The sequence below is a fragment of the Ktedonobacter sp. SOSP1-52 genome, assembly GCF_016587395.1.
Window position 1 is genome coordinate 1,493,497 of the sequence record NZ_BNJH01000001.1, and the last position, 23,854, is coordinate 1,517,350.

The 23,854-nt window shown below is 51.7% G+C and carries 21 protein-coding genes and 1 pseudogene; 13 read left to right on the top strand and 9 right to left on the bottom strand.

Features of this window, described 5'->3' with window-relative positions:
- Nucleotides 1-168: 168 nt before the first annotated feature.
- Together JMJ16_RS06810 and JMJ16_RS06815 are read right to left on the bottom strand one after the other, a co-directional pair.
- Complete coding sequence (locus JMJ16_RS06810) at nt 169-1,872, bottom strand: serine/threonine-protein kinase (RefSeq protein WP_201379534.1); 1,704 nt, start codon at nt 1,870-1,872, stop codon at nt 169-171.
- 328 nt (nt 1,873-2,200) lie between these two features.
- Nucleotides 2,201-2,701 (bottom strand): discoidin domain-containing protein, encoded by a 501-nt coding sequence (locus tag JMJ16_RS06815; protein ID WP_201379536.1) that lies wholly within the window; start codon nt 2,699-2,701, stop codon nt 2,201-2,203.
- 285 nt (nt 2,702-2,986) lie between these two features.
- On the opposite strand from JMJ16_RS06815, the gene JMJ16_RS06820 reads away from it, so the two are divergent.
- The 3 genes from JMJ16_RS06820 to JMJ16_RS06830 all read left to right on the top strand — a co-directional run bounded on the left by JMJ16_RS06820 (nt 2,987) and on the right by JMJ16_RS06830 (nt 5,153).
- Nucleotides 2,987-4,648 (top strand): serine/threonine-protein kinase, encoded by a 1,662-nt coding sequence (locus JMJ16_RS06820; protein ID WP_201379546.1) that lies wholly within the window; start codon nt 2,987-2,989, stop codon nt 4,646-4,648.
- A 65-nt stretch (nt 4,649-4,713) separates the two neighbouring features.
- Nucleotides 4,714-4,956: a hypothetical protein gene (locus JMJ16_RS06825; protein WP_201379548.1), complete on the top strand. Its 243-nt coding sequence runs from the start codon at nt 4,714-4,716 to the stop codon at nt 4,954-4,956.
- A 5-nt stretch (nt 4,957-4,961) separates the two neighbouring features.
- A complete protein-coding gene (locus JMJ16_RS06830; RefSeq protein ID WP_201379550.1) occupies nt 4,962-5,153 on the top strand; it encodes a hypothetical protein in 192 nt (63 codons plus the stop codon).
- Nucleotides 5,154-5,270: 117 nt separating this feature from the next.
- Here JMJ16_RS06830 and JMJ16_RS06835 read toward each other — a convergent pair whose 3' ends face one another.
- Entirely contained in the window at nt 5,271-6,077 is an 807-nt protein-coding gene (locus JMJ16_RS06835; RefSeq protein ID WP_201379553.1) for an RIO1 family regulatory kinase/ATPase, read from the bottom strand.
- A gap of 536 nt (nt 6,078-6,613) precedes the next feature.
- Here JMJ16_RS06835 and JMJ16_RS06840 point away from each other — a divergent pair.
- The 3 genes from JMJ16_RS06840 to JMJ16_RS06850 all read left to right on the top strand — a co-directional run bounded on the left by JMJ16_RS06840 (nt 6,614) and on the right by JMJ16_RS06850 (nt 8,742).
- A complete protein-coding gene (locus JMJ16_RS06840; protein WP_201379555.1) occupies nt 6,614-7,450 on the top strand; it encodes an alpha/beta fold hydrolase in 837 nt (278 codons plus the stop codon).
- Between the two features lie 295 nt (nt 7,451-7,745).
- The gene (locus tag JMJ16_RS06845; RefSeq protein ID WP_201379556.1) at nt 7,746-8,234 is read left to right on the top strand and encodes a DUF3291 domain-containing protein; all 489 of its coding nucleotides are present in this window, start codon (nt 7,746-7,748) and stop codon (nt 8,232-8,234) included.
- An 82-nt stretch (nt 8,235-8,316) separates the two neighbouring features.
- Nucleotides 8,317-8,742, top strand: a complete 426-nt coding sequence (locus JMJ16_RS06850; RefSeq protein ID WP_201379558.1) for a GNAT family N-acetyltransferase — start codon at nt 8,317-8,319, stop codon at nt 8,740-8,742.
- 69 nt (nt 8,743-8,811) lie between these two features.
- Here JMJ16_RS06850 and JMJ16_RS06855 read toward each other — a convergent pair whose 3' ends face one another.
- Nucleotides 8,812-10,473, bottom strand: a complete 1,662-nt coding sequence (locus JMJ16_RS06855; RefSeq protein WP_201379560.1) for a PAS domain S-box protein — start codon at nt 10,471-10,473, stop codon at nt 8,812-8,814.
- A gap of 248 nt (nt 10,474-10,721) precedes the next feature.
- Entirely contained in the window at nt 10,722-11,012 is a 291-nt protein-coding gene (locus tag JMJ16_RS06860) for a GNAT family N-acetyltransferase (RefSeq protein WP_201379562.1), read from the bottom strand.
- Nucleotides 11,013-11,711: 699 nt separating this feature from the next.
- Here JMJ16_RS06860 and JMJ16_RS06865 point away from each other — a divergent pair.
- A complete protein-coding gene (locus JMJ16_RS06865) occupies nt 11,712-12,104 on the top strand; it encodes a VOC family protein (protein ID WP_201379569.1) in 393 nt (130 codons plus the stop codon).
- On the opposite strand, the gene JMJ16_RS06870 is transcribed toward JMJ16_RS06865, so the two are convergent.
- The gene (locus JMJ16_RS06870; protein ID WP_201382762.1) at nt 12,101-12,292 is read right to left on the bottom strand and encodes a cytochrome P450; all 192 of its coding nucleotides are present in this window, start codon (nt 12,290-12,292) and stop codon (nt 12,101-12,103) included. The genes JMJ16_RS06865 and JMJ16_RS06870 overlap by 4 nt on opposite strands.
- A gap of 304 nt (nt 12,293-12,596) precedes the next feature.
- Here JMJ16_RS06870 and JMJ16_RS06875 point away from each other — a divergent pair, with 304 nt between their 5' ends.
- Both JMJ16_RS06875 and JMJ16_RS06880 read left to right on the top strand, forming a co-directional pair.
- Nucleotides 12,597-13,574, top strand: coding sequence for a GlxA family transcriptional regulator (locus tag JMJ16_RS06875; protein WP_236601541.1), 978 nt, complete (start codon nt 12,597-12,599; stop codon nt 13,572-13,574).
- A 455-nt stretch (nt 13,575-14,029) separates the two neighbouring features.
- Nucleotides 14,030-15,484: pseudogene (locus JMJ16_RS06880) on the top strand (PAS domain-containing protein); the annotation flags it as partial.
- Between the two features lie 104 nt (nt 15,485-15,588).
- Here the strand turns inward: JMJ16_RS06880 and JMJ16_RS06885 are convergent.
- Nucleotides 15,589-16,227 carry an HD domain-containing protein gene (locus JMJ16_RS06885; protein ID WP_201382764.1) on the bottom strand — a complete coding sequence of 213 codons (639 nt, stop codon included), beginning with the start codon at nt 16,225-16,227 and terminating at the stop codon, nt 15,589-15,591.
- 373 nt (nt 16,228-16,600) lie between these two features.
- Nucleotides 16,601-18,238 carry an FAD-dependent monooxygenase gene (locus tag JMJ16_RS06890; RefSeq protein WP_201379575.1) on the bottom strand — a complete coding sequence of 546 codons (1,638 nt, stop codon included), beginning with the start codon at nt 18,236-18,238 and terminating at the stop codon, nt 16,601-16,603.
- 452 nt (nt 18,239-18,690) lie between these two features.
- Between JMJ16_RS06890 and JMJ16_RS06895 the strand changes: the two genes are divergently transcribed.
- From JMJ16_RS06895 to JMJ16_RS06910, 4 genes are all read left to right on the top strand, one after another.
- A complete protein-coding gene (locus JMJ16_RS06895) occupies nt 18,691-19,311 on the top strand; it encodes an integrase core domain-containing protein (RefSeq protein ID WP_201379577.1) in 621 nt (206 codons plus the stop codon).
- A 400-nt stretch (nt 19,312-19,711) separates the two neighbouring features.
- A complete protein-coding gene (locus tag JMJ16_RS06900) occupies nt 19,712-21,016 on the top strand; it encodes an ABC transporter substrate-binding protein (protein ID WP_201379584.1) in 1,305 nt (434 codons plus the stop codon).
- Between the two features lie 62 nt (nt 21,017-21,078).
- Nucleotides 21,079-22,023: a carbohydrate ABC transporter permease gene (locus JMJ16_RS06905; RefSeq protein WP_201372844.1), complete on the top strand. Its 945-nt coding sequence runs from the start codon at nt 21,079-21,081 to the stop codon at nt 22,021-22,023.
- 70 nt (nt 22,024-22,093) lie between these two features.
- Entirely contained in the window at nt 22,094-22,987 is an 894-nt protein-coding gene (locus JMJ16_RS06910; RefSeq protein ID WP_201379586.1) for a carbohydrate ABC transporter permease, read from the top strand.
- Between the two features lie 243 nt (nt 22,988-23,230).
- Here the strand turns inward: JMJ16_RS06910 and JMJ16_RS06915 are convergent, their stop codons facing one another.
- Nucleotides 23,231-23,842, bottom strand: coding sequence for a cytochrome d ubiquinol oxidase subunit II (locus JMJ16_RS06915; protein ID WP_255553200.1), 612 nt, complete (start codon nt 23,840-23,842; stop codon nt 23,231-23,233).
- Between the last annotated feature and the right edge of the window lie 12 nt (nt 23,843-23,854).

Sequence of the window (23,854 nt, forward strand, 5' to 3'; positions counted from 1 at the left end):
GATACCTGACCTACCCATTGGACTAAAAATCCTTGTCAGGACAACATGAACCGGTTAAGGTGTTTATAGAGGAATATCCAAGTTTTGCATCGAAATCCGGTAAGTTGTCCTGACAGAGGGAGCTATGCCCAAACGGAGATTTGCATCATTGAAGGTGTGCCTGAACCGCTAATAGCGCCTGAGTTTTTGAAGTATGAACGCCTTGTTTGTATGTGCTTTCGTATTGTGAGGATTGAGCTGTAGTGCCTGCTCGCAGGCATGAAGGGCTTCTTGGTACCTACCCATCTTCATAAGAGCCACGCTTGCATTGTTGTGTGCCCATGCATCCTGAGCATCATGTTGAAGTGCCTGATTACAAGCAACCAGGGCTTCCTGGTATCGTCCCAGTTCAATGAGAGCCCAACCTTTGGTAACATAGGGTAGGCTTGAAGAGGAATCAAGCCGGATGGCTTGCTCACAAGCTTCAAGAGCTTGCTGGTATCTGCCCAAATTCATGAGAGCCACACCTGCATTGTTGTGTAGCAGGGCGTTATGAGAGTCATATACAAGCCCTTGGTTACAGGTATCAAGGGCTTGTTGGTATCTGCCCAATTCAATGAGAACTCGACTTTTATTGATATAAGTTTTGGGGAAGGAAGGGTCAAACTGAAGTGCCCGTTCGCAGGCTTCAAGGGCTTGCTGGTGCCTGCCTAATTGCATGAGGGCTTCGCTTGCATTATAGTGAGCCAGGGGACTACGAGAATCGCGCTGAAGTGCTTGATCGCAGGCTTCAAGGGCCTCCTGATATCTTTTCAATCCACAGAGAGCACTGGCTCGGTTCACATAAAGCAAAGCAGAGGAGGGGTCAAATCGCAACGCCTGCTCACACATAGCCAATGCTTCCTGATATTGCTTCACTTCAATGAGAGCCTTGCTTTTGTTAAGATAATAATCCGTGGTTTGCTGAAGTGGCTGTGATACTATTGGTGTTATGAGATCGTTGCTTTTCACAGAAGTGTAAACTCTTCCAGGAAGCGTGGTTGAAATTTCTTGATTTGCAAGCTGCGTTCCTGGCTGCTTCACATTTTTTATCGCTTTTTCGCACATATATGCGAATTCCTGGACCTGCCCGTAGCGGTCTTTGGGGTCTTTCGCTAGCGCTTTCAAGACAACCTGTTCCAGTTCGACTGGCAGGTCTGATACTTTGTTACGCAGGGGAGGCGCTGGTATTGCCAGGTGTTGCGCGATTATTTCCATGGAAGAGCCCTGGAAGGGGACTTCTCCCGTTAGCCACTGATAGATTGTTACAGCTAAGGCATACTGATCGCTCTCTATGCGTGGCTTCCCTTTGATCTGCTCTGGTGGCATGTAGGCCAGGGTGCCCATTGATGTTTGCGCACTCATAGAGGAGGTGGAGTGGGCAATCGTGGCAATGCCAAAATCACTGAGCAGAATATCTCCCCAACTCCCAATGAGCATATTCTCTGGCTTGATGTCGCGATGGATGATCTTACGATCATGGGCAAATTGCAGTGCGCTGGCGATCTGAGTTATATAATCAACAGCCAGCGATGGAGCCAATCGGGTACCTCTGGGATGCTTGTGTCTCAGTGTACCGTTGGGGGCGTAATCCAGCACGAGAAATGGGATACCCGCTTGTACCTCAAAATCCAATACTCGGATGATATGTGGATGTGAGAGAGCAGCAATGGTCTGTGCCTCCTGCTGGAAGGCGCGAGTCTCATCTTCCGAAAGGCTGGTATGTAAGATCTTTACAGCCGCTTTCATTCCTAACCGCACATGCTCTCCCAAATACACTTCGGCAAAGCCTCCTTTTCCAAGCAACTGCGTTAATCGATAATTGCCTAATTGCTGTCCAATGTAGTCCGCCATCCGTCAATGTCCTACTTTCTCTTCTGGTTTGCTTCTTTTGCTGTCTATTTTACCAGGTATGGGATAGCCCCTGCGGGAATACAGAGGTTAAGAAGGCGCACTTTTGCTTAGTGTGTTTTTTGTATGATTAATAGCTTGTGAGCGAGTTCTAAACAGTCGGAAGAAGACAATGGCTATTCCTCTGGAGCGAAGGGAAGGTGAGAGAAACGTGGGGTGAGAATATTTTAGCGGACTTTCTTTTAAAGGGGACCAGGTTGCTCAAAGAGGGGGATCCCGAACGAATACATGGAAACTTCACACCTGGATGTGAAGTTTCCACTGCGACTTCTTATTCCGCCCACACGCGAAATTCAGCAATCGCCATATCAAAATAGGGGTTAGCCTCTGTCGTCAGTTTGACAACGCGAATGTATTGCGCAGAGACAGGGGTATCAAACGCGAGGGTCAGGGTCCCTGCTATAGGGAGGCTGTGGACGCTATCAACCCTTCCAAGTACGCGATAATGACTCATATTCTGCCTATCTTCAGAAGCCTGGATTTCGAAGTTGTAGCGGCTCAGCGGATAGTCGCGATCACTGAGCGTGGTGAGGTCGAGTTCCCAGATCCGATGGAGGCGACCAAGGTCCACTTGCCACCACGTCAGTTCATCTGCTGGTAACACATTGCGGTTTTTGGGAGCCCAGGCATGTCCATCCCCTCCCTCACGGTGCCCGTCAAGAGCGAACTCTGCTTTCCAGGCCTCGCTCCACTCTGAAGAGGCGCTTGCGGTCTTCTTGAAGGCAACATTGGTGAGTTGCGTGCGTACGGGTCGCTGTAACGTAGTAGTCATGCGTTTTCCCTTTCTGGCTCGGCGGTCACGATGGATAGCTAACGCACCACCGATAGACTTTGATAGAAAAACAGTGGTGCTCATACACCACTGTTTTTTTAGTATAAATACAACCACAACTTTCCTCTCAACTTGATATTGACCTACTTTTTTGGAGTGTGTAGCAAGATAGGTGTTGACAAAAATAATTACAATCTTTATGCTTTAAGCGCAACAGCTATAAATGCCTAGCTATTCATATTTAGATGCTGGAATTGTATAAGTATGAGGATCGAGGAGTTCGTTATGGCCTATATTGCCGGACAGGAGATTGGCAGCTACAGGATAATAAAACAAATTGGCGCGGGCGGCTTCGCTGAGGTCTATCTGGGCGAGCATGTTCACCTGGGCACGCAGGCAGCGATTAAAGCCCTGCATGCCCAACTGGCAAACGCCGAGGAGATTGAGAATTTTCGCAAAGAGGCGCGTACCATCGCGCAACTCCTGCATCCCAATATCATTCGTGTCCTCGATTTCAATATTCAGAATAATATGCCCTTCTTTGTGATGGATCTGGCTCCTCACGGCTCTCTACGTGAACGCCACAAGCGCGGCGAACAGGTCCCGTTTGAGACCGTCATTACGTATACCAAACAGGCGGCCTCGGCCCTGCAATTTGCGCATGAGCGAAAATTTATTCATCGTGACATCAAGCCAGAGAATATGCTGGTCGGCCATCACCAGGAGATTCTGGTCAGCGACTTTGGGATCGCGGTTGTTGCGCAGAGCACGCGGATGGCAACGGCTCAAGATATGGCCGGGACTATTCCCTATATGGCACCGGAGCAGATTCAAGCCCATCCTCGCCCTGCCAGCGATCAGTACGCGCTGGCGATTACTGTGTATGAATGGTTGACTGGGAAGCGCCCCTTTGATGGAACCTTTACTGAGATCGCCGTTAAGCAGACCACGGTCCCACCTCCACCCCCGAGCCAATTTGTCACTATCGCGCCAGGCACAGAGCAGGTGATTCTGAAAGCGCTGGAGAAAGCGCCCGAACAGCGCTTCCCTGACGTGAGTACCTTCGCCTCTGCGCTTGAACGCTCACGCCAGGGCTACACCATTGCTTCGACCCTGAGTGCAACACCCAATCAAGGACAGACGCTGCATGTACCCGAACCGGCCTGGAGAGCCTTTGCCGCGCCGCAAGTTGCTGCTACCATCTCAGAAAAAATTGCTACACCACCACCACCACCACGTGGTCAACAGGCGTCATATCCTTATGCAACACCATACAATTCCGGGCAGAGTTTCGCCACGCCTCCTGGATACGGCAATATCTATGGTTATCCGCCAGTGCCACCGCAGAAAGCATTATTTCCTTTGTTGCGAGGCAAGCCCCGTGGGCTTGATGCACTCTATATAGGGCTTTACGCGGTTGTGGGCTTTATATTGTTCACCATTTTGGAACAAAATGCATCCTCGTCAGCAGTGGCAACAGCGCATATTACTCAGGTGGTGCTGTTGATAACCCTACTCTTCCTCTGGTACTTTACGAGCGGCTGTCTGCTAGGCTTCTGGCGTAGTCTCCTGGCCCTTCTTTCTGGAAGCGTAGGTGCCTTACTCTATATAAATATGGCGGTCACTCACCAGGACACCACCGGTCCTGAGCTTTTAAGCTTCAGTTTAATACCCCTGATCGGAGCGTTACTTGGTTTGGGTTATGAACTACGCAAACAGCAAAAGAAGCTGCATTCATTTTTGCTCTTTGCCCTGGGGATACTGCTTTTCTTCTTCATTACCGAATTCTTTGGTGGGACAACCGGTACTGCCATCTCTATTTCCGATCTACTGATCTTAGCGTGTCTCTCACCCGTGCTTGCAATTGTACCCCTGCTGGGGGAATTAATGGTGAGAGGCATTGTCAGGCTAGTATTCAGGTTTAAGAATGGGGGGCAGGCCGCATAGCTCTCTTCCTTTCAGGTCTGCCTGTGCTATCTAAACGTTAATCACACTGAAAAAGGATGTTTTGCATGGAACCTCAGCAGCCCCCGACGCAACCATTTCTTCCACCAGCAGATCTCGTTCATCTGGAGAGTGCCAGGCAGCGCTTTGGTGCGCCCAAGGTCGACTTGCTCATCGAATTAATGCATACTGGCGATCCTTTTTATCCATTGGAAATACCTGGATTCTGCTCTCGCTGGGTCCAGGCTCGCTTACCCATGCCTATAGCTCGCCTTCGATTGCTAGAGTCCTCGTGCAAAGCGGGAATCTGACGCGCATGGCAAAACGCCGGATCATGGAAACGGGGGTCTGGAATGTAGCCTCTGTCTTTCCCGGTGGTCTTCTGCGAGGCGCGGATGGCTATGTTCACAATTTGCAGGTGAGGCTGCTGCACGCTCTTACAACCTATCAGCGTGCTATGACCGAACCAGTCCAACCACATCTACCAGAGGCTATAGATGAAGAATGAGAAGAGAAAAGCAAAAAGAAAAGGGCCACAAATTTGTGGCCCTTCAAAATCTATATAAGTATACCTGAAAATGTGCGAAAAGTCAAGGGTCAATTACGAACCAAAAATCACACCAGATTATAGCAGCGAGTTCTTGAACTGGTGCCAGAGGCGGTTCGCGAGCTCGATAGAGTCCCGGTGCAGGCCATAGCGCGCGATATATTTGCAGATATTGCCGATATCGCGTAGCAGCAGGTTGTAGGCGTGTGAGTTGAAGCGTGGGTCGACCGCCTGGGGAAAGTCGATGATGGTTGCCTTGCCCTGCCAGTACAGGATGTTATAGCCCGAGAGATCGCCATGTACGACATTATGCTTGAGCAAGAGCTGGATGTTGTCCATCAGGCTGGCGAAGGTGGGATAGACCTCGTCGGGGGCCAGTTGTACACCCTGGAGGGCGGGCGCGGGCTGCTGCGGCTCTCCCAGGTATTCCATCAGGATCGCGTTGTTGTTATGGGCGATGGGCCTGGGAATTGTGGCTCCGGCTTTATACAGCCCGGTGAGCATAGTGAACTCGTGTGCGATCCACATACTGAACTGGGCCTCGCGCCCCACGCCCGACTTGTTCTTCATGGCGCGTTTGATACGCTGGTCGCCGACGTAGCGTCCCTCCTGGTAGACCGAATCATTCTTAAAGCCGCGATTATTGCGTGAGCGGTAGACCTTGGCCGCGACATAGGGAACATCCTGAGAGGGATGGGCGCGGCAGCAATAGACGGTCGCCTCCTTGCCACTTTTCACAACATGCAGGATCTCGCTAATCAGGCCGTCGGCGAAGAAAGAGTCGAGCGATGCCTGAATGGGGTCCGCCGCCTCCTGGTCCTGCTCTTGTAAGGCCTCTAGTTCTTCCTGCTCTTCGAGTGCGCGTAACAATTTTCGCTTAGACAATGGTTGCTCCTTATATATGTAGACAGATGTTGTTTGTGGTTGTTGTGGCTGTTTAGAAAGTTGTGCATGTGTCACCTCTTATTTCAGAGCGGATATGTGCTCCAGAACAACGAAAAGAGGCCATGAGCATCACGCTCATGGCCTCTTTTCACACAATAAAAAAGACCAACCTTCACGAGGTGGCCTGTCAGTTTATGGTCTTATCTGGGCGCTGGCTTATGGATGCCAGCTAGCAGCAATGGCCCTCTCGGAGACGTGATGCAGTTGATACGACATGATTTCTTTGCGCATCATGGCACGCTCCTTTCAATGTTTGAGCAACTGGGCTCAGGGCCTTTTTCCTATCTACTAGAGCCTAGAATACCAGATACTCAGCCTTCTTGTCAAGCGAAATTTCGCGCCAGGGTGTGAATCACATTTCTCGGCTTAATTATTGAAACAGCATTAGCCGCGCCGTCGGATTTTTTGTTGCCTGAGCCATATTTGTGCTATGCTAAAAGCCAGAAGGTCGTTAGAGGGAAAGCGAGGAACAACCTATGAGCGAGGAGCACGGACGCGTAGGCTTTGCCACGCTGAATGGCACACGTTTCTCCTATGAGATCGCAGGCACGGGCCAGCCAGTCATCTTCCTGCACGCCGGCATCACCGATAAAATCATGTGGAACGAGCAGTTTGCTAGCTTTGCCGCCACCTACCAGGCCGTGCGCTATGACCTGCGCGGCTTTGGCGAGACCCCACTGGTGGAAGGCACGTATGCGCACTACCAGGACCTCCATGCCTTGTTGGACTACCTGCATATTGAGTCCGCGCACCTGGTAGGTTGCTCCATGGGAGGGTGCACCATCCTGGATTTTGCCCTGGCCTATCCCCAGCGTGTGCGCTCCCTGACCGTGGTAGCCAGTACCCCCAATGGCTATGAATATCACATAGAGGATGCCTCCGCGCAAACCCTATTGGAGGAGCACGTGGCCGCAGTACGCGCCGGAAATATCAAGCGTGCCGCCGATCTTGAGACGCGCTACTGGCTGGTTGGTGTGCAGCGCCGGGTCGATCATCTTCCCCCTGCCCTCATCCAGCGTGTCGAAGCCATGAACCGTGTCGCCATGGCTAATAAAGTCGCCTTCTTTAACCGCGTATCCGAACAGGAGCTACAGCCGCCCGCCGTGGAACGCCTGGAAGAGATCCGTGTCCCAACCCTGATTATTGTAGGAGATCTCGATGACCGCAACATTCTTGCTGGCTCCCACTATATGACGACCCATATCCAGCGTGCGCGCAAAGCCACGATCAGCGGCACCGCTCACTTCCCCAATATGGAACAACCCGCCGAGTTCAACCGTCTCGTCCTGGCCTTCTTGCGAGCCCAGGTCTAACGACATATACATCCCTTTTCTAAGTGGTGAATGCACATACTGCGTAGGTGAAAGAGCCTGTAGGGTCCATGCTGGCATGGACTGCGAGCGCAGCGATGTATCGGGTCGCAGTCCATGCCAGCATGGACCCTACAACTAAGTTCCTTAATGGAACCGGTCGAGCGTAAGCCATCGTGCTAAATCCGGCCAATAATGAAAATTTGAGCTTCGCAAGAGGCTATACAGGCATTGTTGTATACTATTGCTATGTATAAATATCCCTAGGAATAAAGAATCAAGTGTGAAGGAGTCATACATGTACCACCTGGCCCAGGTCAATGTTGCGCGTATGCGTGCCCCCCTGAGCGATCCCCTGATGGCGGAATTCGTTGCCCAGCTTGATCCGATTAATGCCCTGGCAGATCATAGCCCTGGTTTTATCTGGCGTTTGCAGTCTGAGGAGGGCGACGCCACCGCCATTCGCCCCTTTGATGATAATGCAATCCTGGTCAATCTCTCGGTCTGGGCTTCGCTTCCGGCGCTTGCGGATTATGTTTATAACAGCGCGCATCGCCAGGTCTTGCAGCAGCGCCGGCAGTGGTTTGAGCGCTTCGAAGGCGTATACACCACGCTCTGGTGGGTGCCAGAAGGATATATACCGTCAGTCACAGAAGCGAAGGCGCGCCTGGAGCACCTGCAAGCTCACGGCCCCTCAGCCTTTGCCTTTACCTTCAAACAGCCCTTTCCCGCCCCCGAAGGAACGCAAGTTACTCCAGATCCCGTCCTCGATGAGTGTCCTGCTTAGAAGTTTGCTTTTTTAAGCAGTAAGAGCGCAGGTGATGCTTTCTGCGTCACCCGCGCTCTGTCAGTGAAAGCGAGAAGCGATTTTGAGCGAAACTATCAGGAAGGCTAGCGCTGACGATGTGTCACGTATGCTTGACCTGGCGGAGCAAAGGCGCCAGGAGTATGCACACTATCAGCCTGTCTTTTGGAAACCTGCCACGGATGCGCGCGAGAAGCAGAGCGCCTGGTTCGCGCAGCTAGTCCAGCGTGAAAATATCGTTACTCTGGTTTATGAGCGAGACGGAGAGGTCATTGGCTTCGTAATCGCAAACTTTGTACCCTCACCGCCTGTCTATGATGTACCCGGCCTGACGTGTAGTGTCGATGATTTTTGTGTCGTAGTGGACGAAGGCTGGCTGCATTACGGGCGAAAATTACTGGAGGCCGTTATGGGGAGGCAAAGCAGCGAGGCGCGGCCCAGATCGTCGTTGTTTGCGCCCACCTTGACCACGCCAAACGCTCCATGCTAAGCGACGCTGGCCTGACCATCGCCTCCGAGTGGTATACTATCCCTCTGTAGAGTCTATGCTAGCATGGACTCAATCGCCTTGCTGAATTATGGGCAGCGTGAACCAGAAGGTCGAGCCTATGCCGCGCTGGCTTGTGACTCCAATCTCCCCATTATGCTTGCTGATGATGGTTTGGCAGATGTAGAGGCCCAGGCCCAGGCCGGGGCGTTGCCCATGCTGGATCTTCTTGCCTGGAGTCTGATAGAAGCGCTCCCAGATGCGCTGCTGCTCATAGGGTGTCAGGCCTGGCCCCTCGTCCTGAACCGAGATACGCACAAACTCACGCTCTATCTCCAGGCGCACCTCGATAGGTTTATTATCATCTGAGTATTTGTGTGCGTTAGTGAGATAGTTATTGAGCACCTGCCCTATCCGGTCTGCGTCGGCAATGACTGGCAGCGTGTCGACCTCGGGTAGCGTAAGATTAAAGGGCCGCTCGGTGTTGACAGCTCGTTGATCGGTGACTACCTCTCGTACAACCTTGATCAGGTCGCAGACATCGAAATGCAGCTCTAAATTATTGGCAGTGATACGCGAGACATCAAGCAGATCGCTTATCAGGCGGGTCTGAATCTTCACCTGGTGCTCTATCCGCTCAAGCAAGTCATCGATTCGGGTTATCTTTTCCGCTTCGCTAACGCTTGAATTGGCCAGGCGTTGCAAGCCACGCCTCGCAAGCTGTACATATGCTTTGACCGAGGTAAGAGGTGTCCGTAACTCATGGCCCGCCATGCCAATGAAATCATCTTTCTGCTGCTCGGCCTCTTTACGCTGGGTGATATCCTGGACTGCGCCGTAGACGCGCACGACCTCACCCGTTTCCGGATCGAGTATAGGGCGGCAGTAGTCACGTAGCCAGAGTATCTCACCCTGCCTGGTTGTGATGCGCCACTCGCGCACATTGGATAGGCCCGCAAGCACGGTTCGCAGGCGCTCCTCAACCTGTTCTTTATCATCTGGATGGATGAAATGCTCCCAGCCGCGTTCGTCGAACTCCTCGGGTTCAAAACCCGTCAAAGCCATAAAGGCGCTGGTCGTCCACTCTCGCTCAATCGTCCCATCGGGGCGGAAGTGGTAGGCATAGGCGTAGTCTGAAGTCAGTTCGGCAGTTGTACGAGCCTGTGCCTCGCGCTCGCGCAACATATCCTGCTCGATAACCAGTTTTTTTACAAAATCTTGTAATTGCAGGCGTGCTTCTTCTGTCTGTATCTGCTGCATTTGTGCTAGCACATCCCCCCTTTCTTGTAGCCTGGTTTCTCGCTCTCGCTCAGCCTGTTTCTGCTCAGTAATGTCGCGCAATGTCGCGACAATGGCTGCCAGGTCAGGTACATTGAGCCTGTTGACGTAGGTTTCTTCTAGCCAGCGCGTGGTTCCATCGGCCTGAGTGATGCTATACTGCGCCTTTGTCGATAGGCCTGGAGCAGTAGTAACCCGTTCAAAAGCCTTAGCTACTGCTCGCTTATCAGTATGAGAGAGGACATCATAGAGGCTAATAGATAGCGTGTTGGAGGAGGACAGGTTGAGTAATTGTGCGGCGGTAGCATTCGTGTAGAGAACCTGCCCATGGAGATCGAGAAGCCTGATGCCCTCTGAACTAAATTCGACAAGCGTACGAAAGCGTTGTTCTACGCTACGCATTTTTTCAGAGTGCGCTTCCCTGCTTTTCCCCGTAAATGTGCGGCGAATGAACATCTGACTTTTCCTTTCTCCTTTCTGAATGATATGCCCGGCGCATCCCTTTAAAAGCACAGCTTTTTATCTATAATACTGTATTTTGCTCTGCTGTGGCTAGCATAATATCCATATTTCCCGAGCTTTTTAATTCTAGATAGAAGATGGCGGGTGGGCAGATGCCCACCCGCCATCTTCTATCTAATTTTACCAGCCCTCGTGATGAATGAAGTCCGTTCTTTCGGTGGCCTGGTCTCCCGATAGCACATCTATGGTGTCGAGCAGCGATGATCACTTAATGCAGGTAAGGCAGGATCACTTCCTACTCCCCAGTGGAGAGGAACTTCGCAGACATCCAGAAAGCCGACCGTGTGATAGAAGGCCCGCGTCGCAGCGTAGCCCTCTTCGACCGGACCCTGATTATCCCCCTCATAGGAGGGGGCCAGTGTTGATACCAGCAGGAGGCGGTATCCCTGCACTTGCATCTCTTGTCGCAGGCGCTCAATCAGCCGCTGTCCGATGCCTTGCCCTCGCCGTTCTGTTGGAAGGCTTTGTTGCAAAAAAAGTTCAGAGGCAAGAAAGGGTGAGCTTTCGCCTATTGATGCAGCTTAAGCAGCTTCTCCGAAGAAGATTGCAATGGGCGTCACTTGAGCCACAATATCCCCTTTTCTCACCCTGGCTATCTGTCCCTTTCTGAACATGTCAGCATTTCATATCCTTGCAACGTTCGCCAAGCTGTCTCGAAAGAAAAGAAGCCCAATCCAGCTGCTATACTACAAATGCAAAGAGAGCCTCACCAGAAAGACATCCAGAGGACAAGATGAGAGAGACGTTGCTAGTCCTCCTCCTCATGAAGAGAAACAGATGAATATGCAATTTGCCCCCTTGGAAAGGAAATCCAATGCAAATAGTCGAATCTGAAATAGTCATTGCTCTCAAGAGGCAACCAAATCCCAAGACCATGGTCTCATTATTGGTTACAGTTCTTGTACGAGCCAGCAATCACGGTGTTTGCTGTTGGTCGCTTGGCTTCCTCCTCTCACGTTCCCTTCAAGATCTATTGCTTCAAAACGTTTGATAGCCTCTCTTGCATCCCCTGGCAAATGGAATGGGTATGATAGAAATATGGTGAGGAATAGCCCAAAACATTTCCGTTTTTCATCTCGTGTGTGAGAACAGGTTGAGAGGTACAGAACTTAATTCACGATATGCAAAAACCTTGCTGTGATAACTCACTCAGGTAAGAAGGGATGCAAATTATGTTTCACAAAGTTGATGCAACGGTCTTGTTCGTTCAGAACCTCTCCAAATCTATTGAATTCTATCGGGATACGCTGGAACTCCCGCTGGTCTTTCAGGACTCCGGCTCGGCAACGTTTCAGATGGAAAATCAGTATTTTCTCCTGCTGTCCCCCTCGACTGCGACGAATCTGCTCAGTGATGAGGCTAACCCAGTCAAGATCGAGGGGAGCGCTCGCTTTCTGCTAGCAACCGGCGTAGAGAATGTTGACGCTACCTATGAAACACTCAAGGCCAGGGGCGTGACGTTCCTCAAACCTCCCATTAGCCAGCCCTGGGGACTGCGCACGGCGCATTTTACCGACCCCGAAGGCAATATCTGGGAAATTAACCAATCTATAGAAGAGAACTAGAAGATAGGAGGCGTTAAACCTAGTAATTTGGGTGAAACATTCACCCAAATTACCAATTCCGCCCCAATGCAACGGTGATACCCAGCACTGAAAGGCAAGTACTCATAGGGAGAACGATTGATGGCACTCCAGCGTGCTGGCATGAAGCGTGAAGGGTGTTTGTACAATTCTGGTAATCGATGGGTGATATACTCAGTGTGGAAGGGGCATTTAAAGAGTTACACATACCTTTTCGCGGCTGGTCCTCCTATAAGTAGACAATATTGTGAACATAGTTCACCTCGTGGAAACTACGTTACCTTCTCCGCCATCTATAGCTTCTGGCGAGATCCGTCCTTTCTTTGGCAGAATTTGCCTCTGGCGAAGACCCTAGATACGACATATACTCTGTCCATACCTTCCAAAGGGAGACTGATGTAGACATGTTTTCCTCGTGGTTTTTCTACGTCGAAGGGAGATATGGAGAAGATGCACCTTCAGAATCAAAGCCCAATGGAGTCAACTGACAGCAGGGCGCGACGCATTGTGTTTTTCGTGCCCCCTCATGTGCATTTGCTTGACTTAGCAGGTCCTGCGCAGGTGTTTGATACTGCTCTCCGAGCGGGAGCGCCTTATACGTTGCACTATTGTTCCCCGCAAGCGATACAGGAAAGTGCACAGGGGATGGTTGTTGCCCAACTTACCCCTCTTGCTTCTGTCACGAGGGACGATTTGATCATCGTGCCAGGAATGGAGTGGGAACACTTTTCCTTAGAAGCGGCTCTACTTGATCAGGAGACGCGCGATTGGCTTCGTTCCGCCTCTCAGGCAGGAGCGCATATCGCATCCGTCTGCACAGGTGCCTTTGCTCTGGGAGAAGCAGGGCTTCTTGATGGTCGACGATGTACGACACATTGGGCGCAGTTGGAATTGCTGCAAGCGCGCTTCCCTCGCGCTAGAGTACTCGATAATGTGTTGTTCGTCCATGATGGGACGATTACCACCAGTGCTGGAATTGTCTCCGGTATTGATCTGGCGCTGGCATTTCTGGAACATGCTCAGGGGCCGATGTTTGCAGCCCAGGTTGCGCGCCATCTGGTTGTGTATATGCGGCGCAATGGGTCTGAGCCACAAAGGAGCATCTACCTGGAATATCGTACACATCTCCATTCTGGCGTTCACTGTGCGCAAGATTACCTGATCAGTCATGTTGCAGAGCATGTTTCGCTCGATGAGTTGGCCGACATTGCAAAGGTCAGTTCTCGGGGATTGAATCGTGCTTTTAAGGAGGCGACGGGACTGACACCAGTTCAATACCATCAGCGTTTGCGCCTTGAACTGGCGGCAACATTGCTCGCTAATCCCACCCTCCGTGTTGAGGATGTCGCAATACAATGTGGGTTTGAGGATGTGCGGCACTTTCGCCGACTCTGGCAAAGGCAATTTGGTATGCCTCCCTCGTTGAGCCGTACCTTGCACCACATGGCGTAGGGGCATTCTCCTTGCACAGTGGGGAAAAGAAGCATAGCTCTGACAAGCCACATTCCCGTTCTGTTTGCCGGAGATGGAATGGAATCCGTTGGGGTTCCCCTCTTGACGCTATTTCCCGTTATCTGGATACAACCAGCGCAGATAGAAGCACCTGACTGCTGGCAATTTCTGTGAGACCTGCATTCTCCAGGTGACCTGGGGGAAAGAGCAAGCCGCTCAGGATGTCTTTCTCATACGTTTTCGTATCCTCTCTCTCTCATAAGCGTTGTTTTCCATATCAATGACCATGCCTCGCCACAATGGCTCTGATGGAGAGAATGTTGAAGCGCACCATTTGAGAGTCAGGGCAAGAACGCTTCATTCGCACAAGGGATTGGGCATGTGAAAGGGGACAAGACCACGCTATGTTTGATGATACATCTCCAGCGAGCGTCTCGCTCGTACCACCTCTTGACCTTTCGACGCTCTTGGGGGCCATTCCAGAACTGGTATGGACGGCACAGCCAGATGGTCGGGTTGATTACGTCAATGTTCGGTATTGCCGTTTGTTGCAGGTCAGCTTTGAGCAGATACAGGGTTCTGGGTGGCGTCAGTTCGTGCATCCTGAGGATCTTGAACGGACGCTGGCTCTGCGACAACATTCGTTTGAAACAGGGGAGCCTTATGAGACTGAATATCGGTTGAGGGATGGTCAGACAGGAACCTATTGCTGGTTTCTGGCTCGCGCTCTCCCGGTGCGTAATACCGCAGGACAGATCACCCATTGGTTCGGCATCAGTACCAATATCGAAAAGCAGAAACGGAGAGAGGAAGCCTTACGCCAGAGTCAGGAGCGAACGCATGCACTGATGGCTTCAAATATTATCGGGATCATCGTCGCCGAAGGGGAAGAGATCCTGGAAGCTAATGATACCTTTTTGCGTATGACCGGCTATAGCCGAGAAGATCTGCTCCAGCGGAAGATGAACTGGGTACATATGACCTCTGCAGAGGATCTTGATCGTACCCGGCAAGCACACCTGGAACTCGCACGATGTCGGTTGATGAAGCCCTATGAGAAAGAGTACGTGTGTAAGGATGGCAGCTACCTGCCCGTGCTTGTGGGAGGTGCCATCTTACCACATGATCCAGCACAAAGTATCTACTTTGTGCTGGATAATTCCGCCCGCAAAGAGCTAGAGCAGCGCAAAGAGAACTTTCTGAGCATGGCAAGCCATGAACTTAAGACGCCGCTGACCACCGTGAAAATGTGTATCCAACTGGCAAAAACACGCCTGGTGAAACAAGGACATCATGAAGTGGCCGCGGCGCTCTCAAGGACGGAGGGATCAGTGAAGCTCCTTGAACGCCTGGTTAAAGAGTTGCTTGATGGGTCCAAGATCCAGGCGGGGAAGCTTGAATACGTTCAGGAGCCAGTGGATCTGGAGGCATTGCTCGCTGAAGTTGCGGAATCTGTGCAGCAAGTGAGTGCGACCCATACCATCGTGGTGCGTGGGACTGCCCCATGCACGCTCATCGGAGATAAAGGGCGACTCGAACAGGTCTTCGCCAATCTGATCTGCAATGCGATCACGTATTCTCCTAGTGCCACAACGATTGAGATTGACCGCCGTGTTTCCAGTGAGACCGTGACGGTCAGTGTGTGTGATCACGGCGTTGGCATTCCGCAGGAACTGCACGAGAAAATCTTTGAACGCTTCTATCGTATCTCTGATCTGAGCCAGCGGGCGGTCCCAGGGCTGGGGATGGGGCTCTACATTGTGGCGGAGATTGTCAGGCATCATGGAGGCACGATACGGGTGGAGAGTGAGGTCGGGAAAGGATCAACCTTTCATGTGACGCTTCCCCTCAAGAGACTCACAAGTGGCGTCACTTTCAGCCCAGAGGTGGAGAGGGAGAGAAAGTGTTGAGCGTGTTGTGCTGAAGGATTTCCATATATCCAACTCCAGACCAGCTGAAAGTAGCTGACCTGGAGTTGGATTAAATTATGATACCCGGCAACGGTAACACATTGTTATTCATTCCACGGGGACTGTAGGACGAAGTCACAAAAGTTCGGACGTTTGTAGCCGGGAAGGTAGCGCTCACAGACGTCGGAATTGATATTGCCATACGTTGTCTCCGGTTTGTGTCGAAAGCCATCGAGAAACGCATGCAGAATCTTGTTCTTGAAACCCTCACGAGGGAAGGCTGACACGACTTGAGAGCGTGTCTCCTCGGAAAGTTCTTCAAAATGATCCCCTATAACATCGAAAACCACCCCATGATAGACAAGTGCTACCACTGGCTCCTTGTATTGAGCTACTCCTCTCGTGGTATGGAGCGCAATCGCGTCCCACACAAGCTGGGTAGACTCGTTGGAAATGCCATGTTGCTCAAGGAAACTTCGTGCTGCATTGGCCCCATCTACCTCGAAGCGTTTGTCTGGGCTACGGTACTTCTCTGTCAGTCCAAGATCATGGAAGAGCGCGCTAATGTAGAGCAATTCAGGATCATAGCGCAACCCTGCCTGGTGCCCCTGCAGGGCTCCGAAGAGGTAGACGCGATGTGAATGGTTCCAAAGCAGTGGGGTCCCATGTTCGCGCAGGAGTTCTGCGGCTTCGTTGGCCAGGGAACTATCAGGAATGGCAATACCAGCAATATTTTTCGGTATCATATTAGACTCCTTATTCAACTCGGAAACACTCTGCGACAGGGCGCCCCTTATTTCAGTTACTTGACATCTGTTCAGGGGGCAACTTAGATAAGGAGCAATGACCACAGATCCTTTTGCAAAGGTGCCAACGCCCTGTGTTGTAGCGGTAGACCACGTAGCTGTCGTCCTTTCGCTGTTACATCAGGGCCACATGTGGTTTTGCCCTGGTTGTCCTTTGTCGTAACCCTTTCAAGGGAAACATGGACACAGTATAATTATCTTCTTAGGCCCTCACCAGGGGCAAATCATGCGTATATGAGGACGAATCTCGCCAGGACCCAGGAAACTGTTTCCAGCCCTGATGGTGGAAAGGACTCTCGATCTGGTATTGTCAACTTATTTGTAGGAGCGGATGAGAGAAGTGGGCACGCAGATAGCAGCGCAATGGCTCTGCTGCAATCGGACGACTGCGGAAGCTCATATAGCCGTCTGGGCGGATCAAAACAAGCCCCGAATCCTCGACGCCGTAGCGCTCAGCGAGCAAGCCATCGGGATCGTACCAGGTGTGTTCACTTGACTCTTCCAACTCATGCCTTCGGATAGGATAGACCTCCAACAGATCTTGCCAGGGAGCCACCGCAGCTTGCAACTCGCGCTGCACTTCATCCTCCTGGTGATGCTGGAAGACGAGAAGTGCGTGGCCTTTTCCCGTGAGGAGATCATAGAGCTGACAGGGAACTGCCTGCTTTCTTGAAAAGAGGAGGCCGTTGGGGGCGCGGTCACCCACGTGAACGTGAGGGGAAGCCGGTTTTTCTCCCTTTCCACGATAGTCGGAGACCAGCGGCCCGTACTGATAGGAGATGGATAGTTCTGCCGCCGTCCTGGTGATGGCCTGTTGCACCTCGGAGTGCTGCGTCAGGTATGGCGCAGCGCAGTCACGGGCCGGAGTTGCGAGAGGATGGTGCAGAAACGCCTGGCGCACCATCCCCTCATCATCCTGCAAGAGTCGCCTGCCAACTTCTTCGCGTTCAATCTGGTAGCTTTCCAGCAACCGAGCCGGTGCCCGGTCCTGTACGACCAGCGCCAGTTTCCAAGCGAGGTTCATGGCATCTTGCATACCGGTATTCATCCCCTGCGCTCCGAGCGGAGAATGCAGGTGCGCGGCATCCCCAGCGAGCATAACTCGCTGATGCACATACTGAGTCACCTTACGCTGATGGACGTGGTAGCGAGCGAGAAAGCTTGGATTGCTTGCACGGCTTCCTTTCGGCCCACAGATCTCTATTGCCTGCTGAATTTCCTCTAACGTGACCTCTCCCGTAGGCGCACATCTTCGGGGATAGGCAAGGATGAAACGATGCTGGCCGTCCGGTAAAGGAAAATAGGTGATGAGGTGACCACGATGGAGGTAGGCCAGAGCCTGGTCGCGAGGAAAGTCTCCGTGCATGCGCACATTCCCAGTCGCAAAACTGTGCTCGACCGTCTTTCCGACAAAGGGCACTTCGAGAAGCTTGCGAACGCTGCTATGAGCACCATCACAGCCGATCAGAAAGCGGCAAGAGCTTCGCTTCTCTTTCCCGCTGGCCGAGCGCAGGACGACCTCAACGCGATCATCTCTCTGGGTAAGACCGACCAGCTCAACACCGCGTTCAACGGTGCCGCCGAGGCGAACCAGATGCTTGGTCAAAATGGCCTCGGTCGTATGCTGTGGGATCATAAGGATAAACGGGTACGGACTGTCAATGCCGGTGGCGAAGTCAAAGCGTGCCAGGTGCCGCCCCAAACTCCAGACCTGCAAGGTTGGAACCTTCACCCCCTGTGCCAGCATCTCTTTGGTAATACCCGATGAGGCCAGGAGTTCGAGGGTGCGCGCCATCACTCCCAGCGCTTTGCTATTGGGAGAAGCGGAAGGGGTTTTCTCGATGAGACGTGGCGTGATCCCGCGACGAAGTAGTTCATGTGCTAGGGTGAGCCCAGTTGGCCCAGCACCGATGATGAGTACATCAGATGGTGGCGGAGTCTGAGACATCGTGTCTCCTTTCAAAAGACACCAGAAAAGGAATGGCTCTTGCACGCTTCTCAGTATTGTTGAGGGAGCGATGCAGTTCCTGCCGATGAAACAGAGTCTCTTCAAGAAGAGTAGCATATTGACGAGTCTATGTCTATATGCGCACGTGGCTTTGTGGAGCAAGACCCTGATGAAGCTCCTGATGAACTCTTGCAAAGGCATTTTAGAAATCTGATTTACCCACGCGATGCGCAACGAGTTGTAACCGGTAGCTGACCAGCGGAGAAATATGCCTCCTTGGTAAGAACGAACCCAACCGTTCTTACCACAGAATGGCCCAGGGGCCTTTGAGGGCAAGACGAAGCAGCAAAGCCCTCCGGCTCCTGGAGAATCGCCCGAAGAACTCAAAAAGATCATTGGCGAGTTGACGGTGCAGAACGAACTGTTAAAAAAATCCGCGGGCTGTTGGGCAATTGAGCGCACATCAAAAGGCGGAACTGGCTCGCCAGATCTGTGCGCGCCGCGCCGTCCAATCAACAAGAGTCCGCTGGCCCGTATGCTATCTCCTGCGTATGCCAGAGAAGGTTGAGGGCAAAGAAATTGTCTTCTCGGACATCTTGGAAGTCCGCCTGGCCGATGGCTCACGCGTGCGAGACTGTTTCGCCTTGCACAAACAGACCCGAGCCATTTTAGGCATGGCCTTTGACTACCATATGCGTGCGCATCTGGTCACCAACACCATCCAGTCGATGACGTTTGAGGCGCCTGAGTGCATCTGGCATAGTGACCAGGGTAAACAATTTGGGGCTGAGCAGACTCGCCGTTTGCTGTTACAAAAAGGCTTTGTCCTCTCGATGAGCCGCGCTGGGACGCCGACTGACAATGGCTATGCCGAGCGGTTTGTTGGCACCTTTAAGCGGGCTGTTGCGGATTGCTATCGGTATCACAGCCTTAGTGCTTTCCTGCAGACAGCACAAACCTGGATCAATTTTTACAATCAGCACCGTCCTCATGAGGGGTTAGGCAATCTTTCTCCTCAGCAATTCGCTCAACAACAAGCTTTGGAGATCATCCCTTCTCTTACCTTTGTGTAGTGTCTATACAATCGGGTACTTAACACTGGGCCCTGGCGAGGCGGCGTTGGGCCTTGGCCAGAGCGTTCTCTTCCTCACGAAAAAACCTGGGGTTGTCAATGTGGGAACCATCGGAGAGAAAGGCAAAGGTCTTGATGGGCTCATACACAGATTGGTGAAACCTCTTCAATAACCCTGTAAGTAAGATGCTCATGTCAAATCGTCTTATGGTTTTGTTGCTCAATTCTACACAAAAAGCTTGACAAATCAATCTAGAAAACGTTATCTTTTTTGTAAGCCTTATCTGTTTGCCTGTTACCACGTTGTTCATGCTATGCAACATGAAAGTTAGCAATTAGTAACAGATGAGCTATTGTCTACTCATGCGTATAGATGGATATATGGACGAAGGAGTACGTATATGCAGATGCATCGACGATCCTTTCTCAAGGCCGTGGGAAGTGCGACTGCGGGAGCCAGTTTATTGTTGAGTGGTTGCGCACCGGCTATCAATACCGGAGCCAAGAAGACGCTCAACTTCTGGGCATTCTCCAGCACCCGTATCCAATGGCAACAACAAGCCTGGGAACTCTACAAGAAGGAGAAAAAGCCCGACTTCGAGATTAACTGGATGATCTTTCCTTTTCAGCAAATGCACGACAAGGTCCTGATTACGGCCCTGGCTGGCTCAGGCGGTCCCGATATCGCTGACATCGAGATTGGCCAGTTCGCGCGCTTCATTAAAGGCGACGTCATTTTTGTGGATATCGCTCCTAAGCTTCAGCAAATGGGAGTCATGGACAAGTTTTATCATCCTTCGGCTACCGATCCCTGGTCCTGGAAAGGCAAGATCTATGGTATTGGCAATGAATTGAACACCTGTCTGCTCAGTTACCGTTGGGATCTCTGGGAAAAGGCCGGTATTAAGGCCCCCATTAATACTTGGGATGAGTTCGCGGAAGCAGGTCGGCGTTATCAAAAAGCTACAGGCAAAAATTTCATCGATTTCCCCTTCAACGACTCCGGTTACTGGTGGATACAGACACTTCAACACAAAGGCGGCTTCTTTGATGCCAATGGCAAACCTATCTTCAACTCCTCTGAAGGTTTAAACACGCTTCGCTATCAGAAGCAGGCCATCAACGAAAAGTGGGCAGGGATACGCCCCATTGGTCAGGCATACTGGGCCAAGGTTTCTGATGGTACATTTTCCTCTCTGATCGGCCCCTCTTGGAATTTTAGCGGTTTCGTACAACAGAACGCGGCAGATACTGCTGGCAAGTGGCATCTGCAACCACTTCCGCAATGGGAGGCGGGAGGTTCACGGACCGCCACGCAGGGCGGTACTGGCGTTACTGTGCTTAAGACCTCTTCCAGTATTGAGGAAGCACTCGACTTTGTGCTCTACGAGCACACAAGCGTCGAAGCGTTACTTGGCGACTATGGGATACGCCAGACCTGGCCAACCTATAAGCCAGCGCTGGAACAGGCCAAATTAAGCGAGCCGTTGAAGTTCTTTGATAATCAGAGGGCGGGTGAGATCATCAAAGAGGTTTCGCCAGAGATAAACCAGTGGTATAACTCCCCCTACTGGCCTGAGACAACCGATGCTTTTACACGTCTCGCACTCACTCCCTGTTTACAGCAGCCGGGCGTCATGCCAGAGTCGGCGCTACAAACTGCTTATAACCAGGCTTTAAGCATCATCAGTTTCGAAACTGCTTAGCACATGGCTCCATTTAGCTCCTGAGAATGTTCGCATATGCCATGCCCAAAGGAAGGATGCACATGACTCAGATACATACCAGCATGACAGCCCAACCTCGCCAGAGTAGCAGTTGGTGGCATCGCAATCAACGCAAGCTCGCTCCTTACATCTTCATCTCACCCTTCTTTATTCTCTTCCTGGTATTTGGGATCTATCCCATCCTCTACTCCTTGTGGCTCAGCTTCTTCAAAGGCTTTGGCTTTGATAAGAAGACGTTTTTTGGCTTTGGCAACTACATCCATCTCTTCCAGGACCCCCGCTACTATACTGCTGTGCTCAATACGACGAAGTATGCTCTCGGTAGTTTGTTTGTCCTCACTCCCCTGGCCCTGATCATGGCCCTGGCTATCAACTCCCTCTTCGTGCGCTGGAAAGGGCTTTACCGCGTAGGACTCTTCTTTCCAGTCATTACCTCAACCGTGGTCATTACGGTTATCTTCGCGCGCGTCCTTGATACGCAATATGGCTTGCTCAATGTCGCGCTTGGCTGGTTTGGTATTCCCCAGATTGGTTGGCTTACAGATCAGCCAGTTGTCATGCCAGCCTTTATCCTCATTGGTATCTGGACCTATCTGGGTATCAATACCCTCTTCTGGATGGCGGGTCTCAATGCCATTAATAAAGAGTACTATGAGGCGGCTATGATCGACGGCGCTAATCGCTGGCAGGCTTTCTGGAGCATTACGCTTCCGCTACTTAAGCCAGTGACGCTCTTTATCGTCATCCAGGCCATTATCGGTTCTTATAACCTCTTCGCTGAGCCTTTGCTACTCACCGGCGGAGGTCCCTCAGATGCCTCGCTCACCATTACGCTCTATGTCTACACCCAGGGCTTCCAGAACTTTAACGTTGGCTATGCGAGTGCTATTGCCTATTCGATGACGCTTCTGCTGCTCATCCTCTCCGTACTGAATATTAAACTCTTCGGGGGGTATGGAACTGCAGCCTCTTCAGATGTAGCGTGATAGCCGGGTAGTTTGCGCTATGTGCCTTGCCTGTGCCTCACGCACAGGGTTCTTTAGAGAGGATCTCATCATGGCAAGCATTGATACAATGCTTCAGGAACCGAAGACAAAAATGCAGCTTTCTCCTGCCGCCCGTAAACGTCGTTATTCTTTTATTACTGGCTCAGTGCTGGTCAACCTTCTGCTCCTTTTGCTGTTGCTTCTGACAGTTATACCTTTCCTTTACATGGTCTTTAGTGCCTTCAAGCCCAACACGGAGATCTTTGGTACGTCAATTACGCTCTTGCCTCGCAACCCAACCCTGGCAAATATGGAGGCCTTGCTTACGCAATTTCCCTTCGCACGCTGGATGTTAAACACGGCAATTGTAGCCATTGGCGGCACAATTACCTCTCTGCTGCTCAGTTCGCTGGCGGGCTTTGCTTTCGCGAAGTATGACTTCCGTTTCAAGAATGTCCTCTTCACCCTTATGCTGGTAACACTTCTCATCCCGCCTCAGGTCTTGCAAATTCCTCAATTTGAGGTGATCCGCGAACTTCACTGGTTCAATACCTACCAGTCTTTGATTATCCCTCGCGCAGTTGGAGCATTTGGGATCTTCCTGATGCGTCAGTACACAACAACCGTTCCCAACGAGATTCTCGATTCTGCCCGCGTTGATGGGGCATCTGAGTTCGCGATCTGGTGGCGCATCGTCCTTCCCCTGGTTCGTCCGGGGTTGGCCGTGCTAGGCATCCTCTCATTCACTGGCTTATGGAATGACTTCTACTGGCCACTCGTCGTGACTACCGATCCATCCATGTTTGTCGCTAACCTGGGAATCGCGTCCCTTGTTGGTCCATATGACTATCAATATGGGATTCTACTCTCGGGCGCTGTGCTAGCTTCGCTACCCATTATCCTTATGTTCATTATATTCCAGCGCCAGTTTATTGCGGGTCTTACCCAGGGCGCTGTAAAGTAAAGCCAGGGCATACCTCTGCTGTTCAATGATTGTGGCACGAAACGACATGAGCGGGAGTATAGGGATACAGGTAACAACCTTCACTCCCGCTCACTATAGACCCCTGTGCTGCTGGCTTTTTCACGTTCGCTTTCACAAACGCTGGGGGAGGTATCTTCTGCTGTTCCAGTTCCTCGATGAGAGCCAGGGCTTGGCGCAGGGCTTGATTTTCTGCCCGAAGATGGGCGATTTCTTCCTCTTGAGTCATGGCTTGAGTGTATCAAAGAGGTCAAGTCTGAACACTTTGATCCTGCCCCGAAATTGTGGAAGAGGAGAAGCTTCGGATAGACTCTTCACGGTGAGCGTATAGGGGCTCGAAGAGGCATTGTAGATTGTGAGATCCCAGGCATGATTGAGGCTGGAGATCATCACGCGTGGGTAGAGGCCCTGGAAGATGGTCAAGGTCGAGAGGATGATGGTCAGGCCAGTCATAGCAAAGGCCCAGCCGCTTTGACGGTGATAGATCAGCCAGCCGCATGCCAGCAGGGCCGCGCCGGCCCCTAGCGGTGCGACTCCTGGATTAATGCCCAGGCATGTAAAGACGTCCGTTGTCACATAACCCGCAATGACGAAAGCAAAGACCAGGAGCGTGACACTGAGCCAGAGCGTTTTTGCCATCATCTGGGCTTTCAAGCGTACGTCCCCTTCGGTGCGTAGGCTCAGGAAGAGAGCACTATGCAAGGTGAACAAGCCAACAAACGTCATTCCTCCCAGCAGGGCATAGGGATTGAGCAGGTTCCAGAAACCGCCAACATAGTTCATGTGCGCGTCGATGGGTACACCTTCCATGATATTGGCGATCGCTACACCCCACAGGAAGCCCGGCTA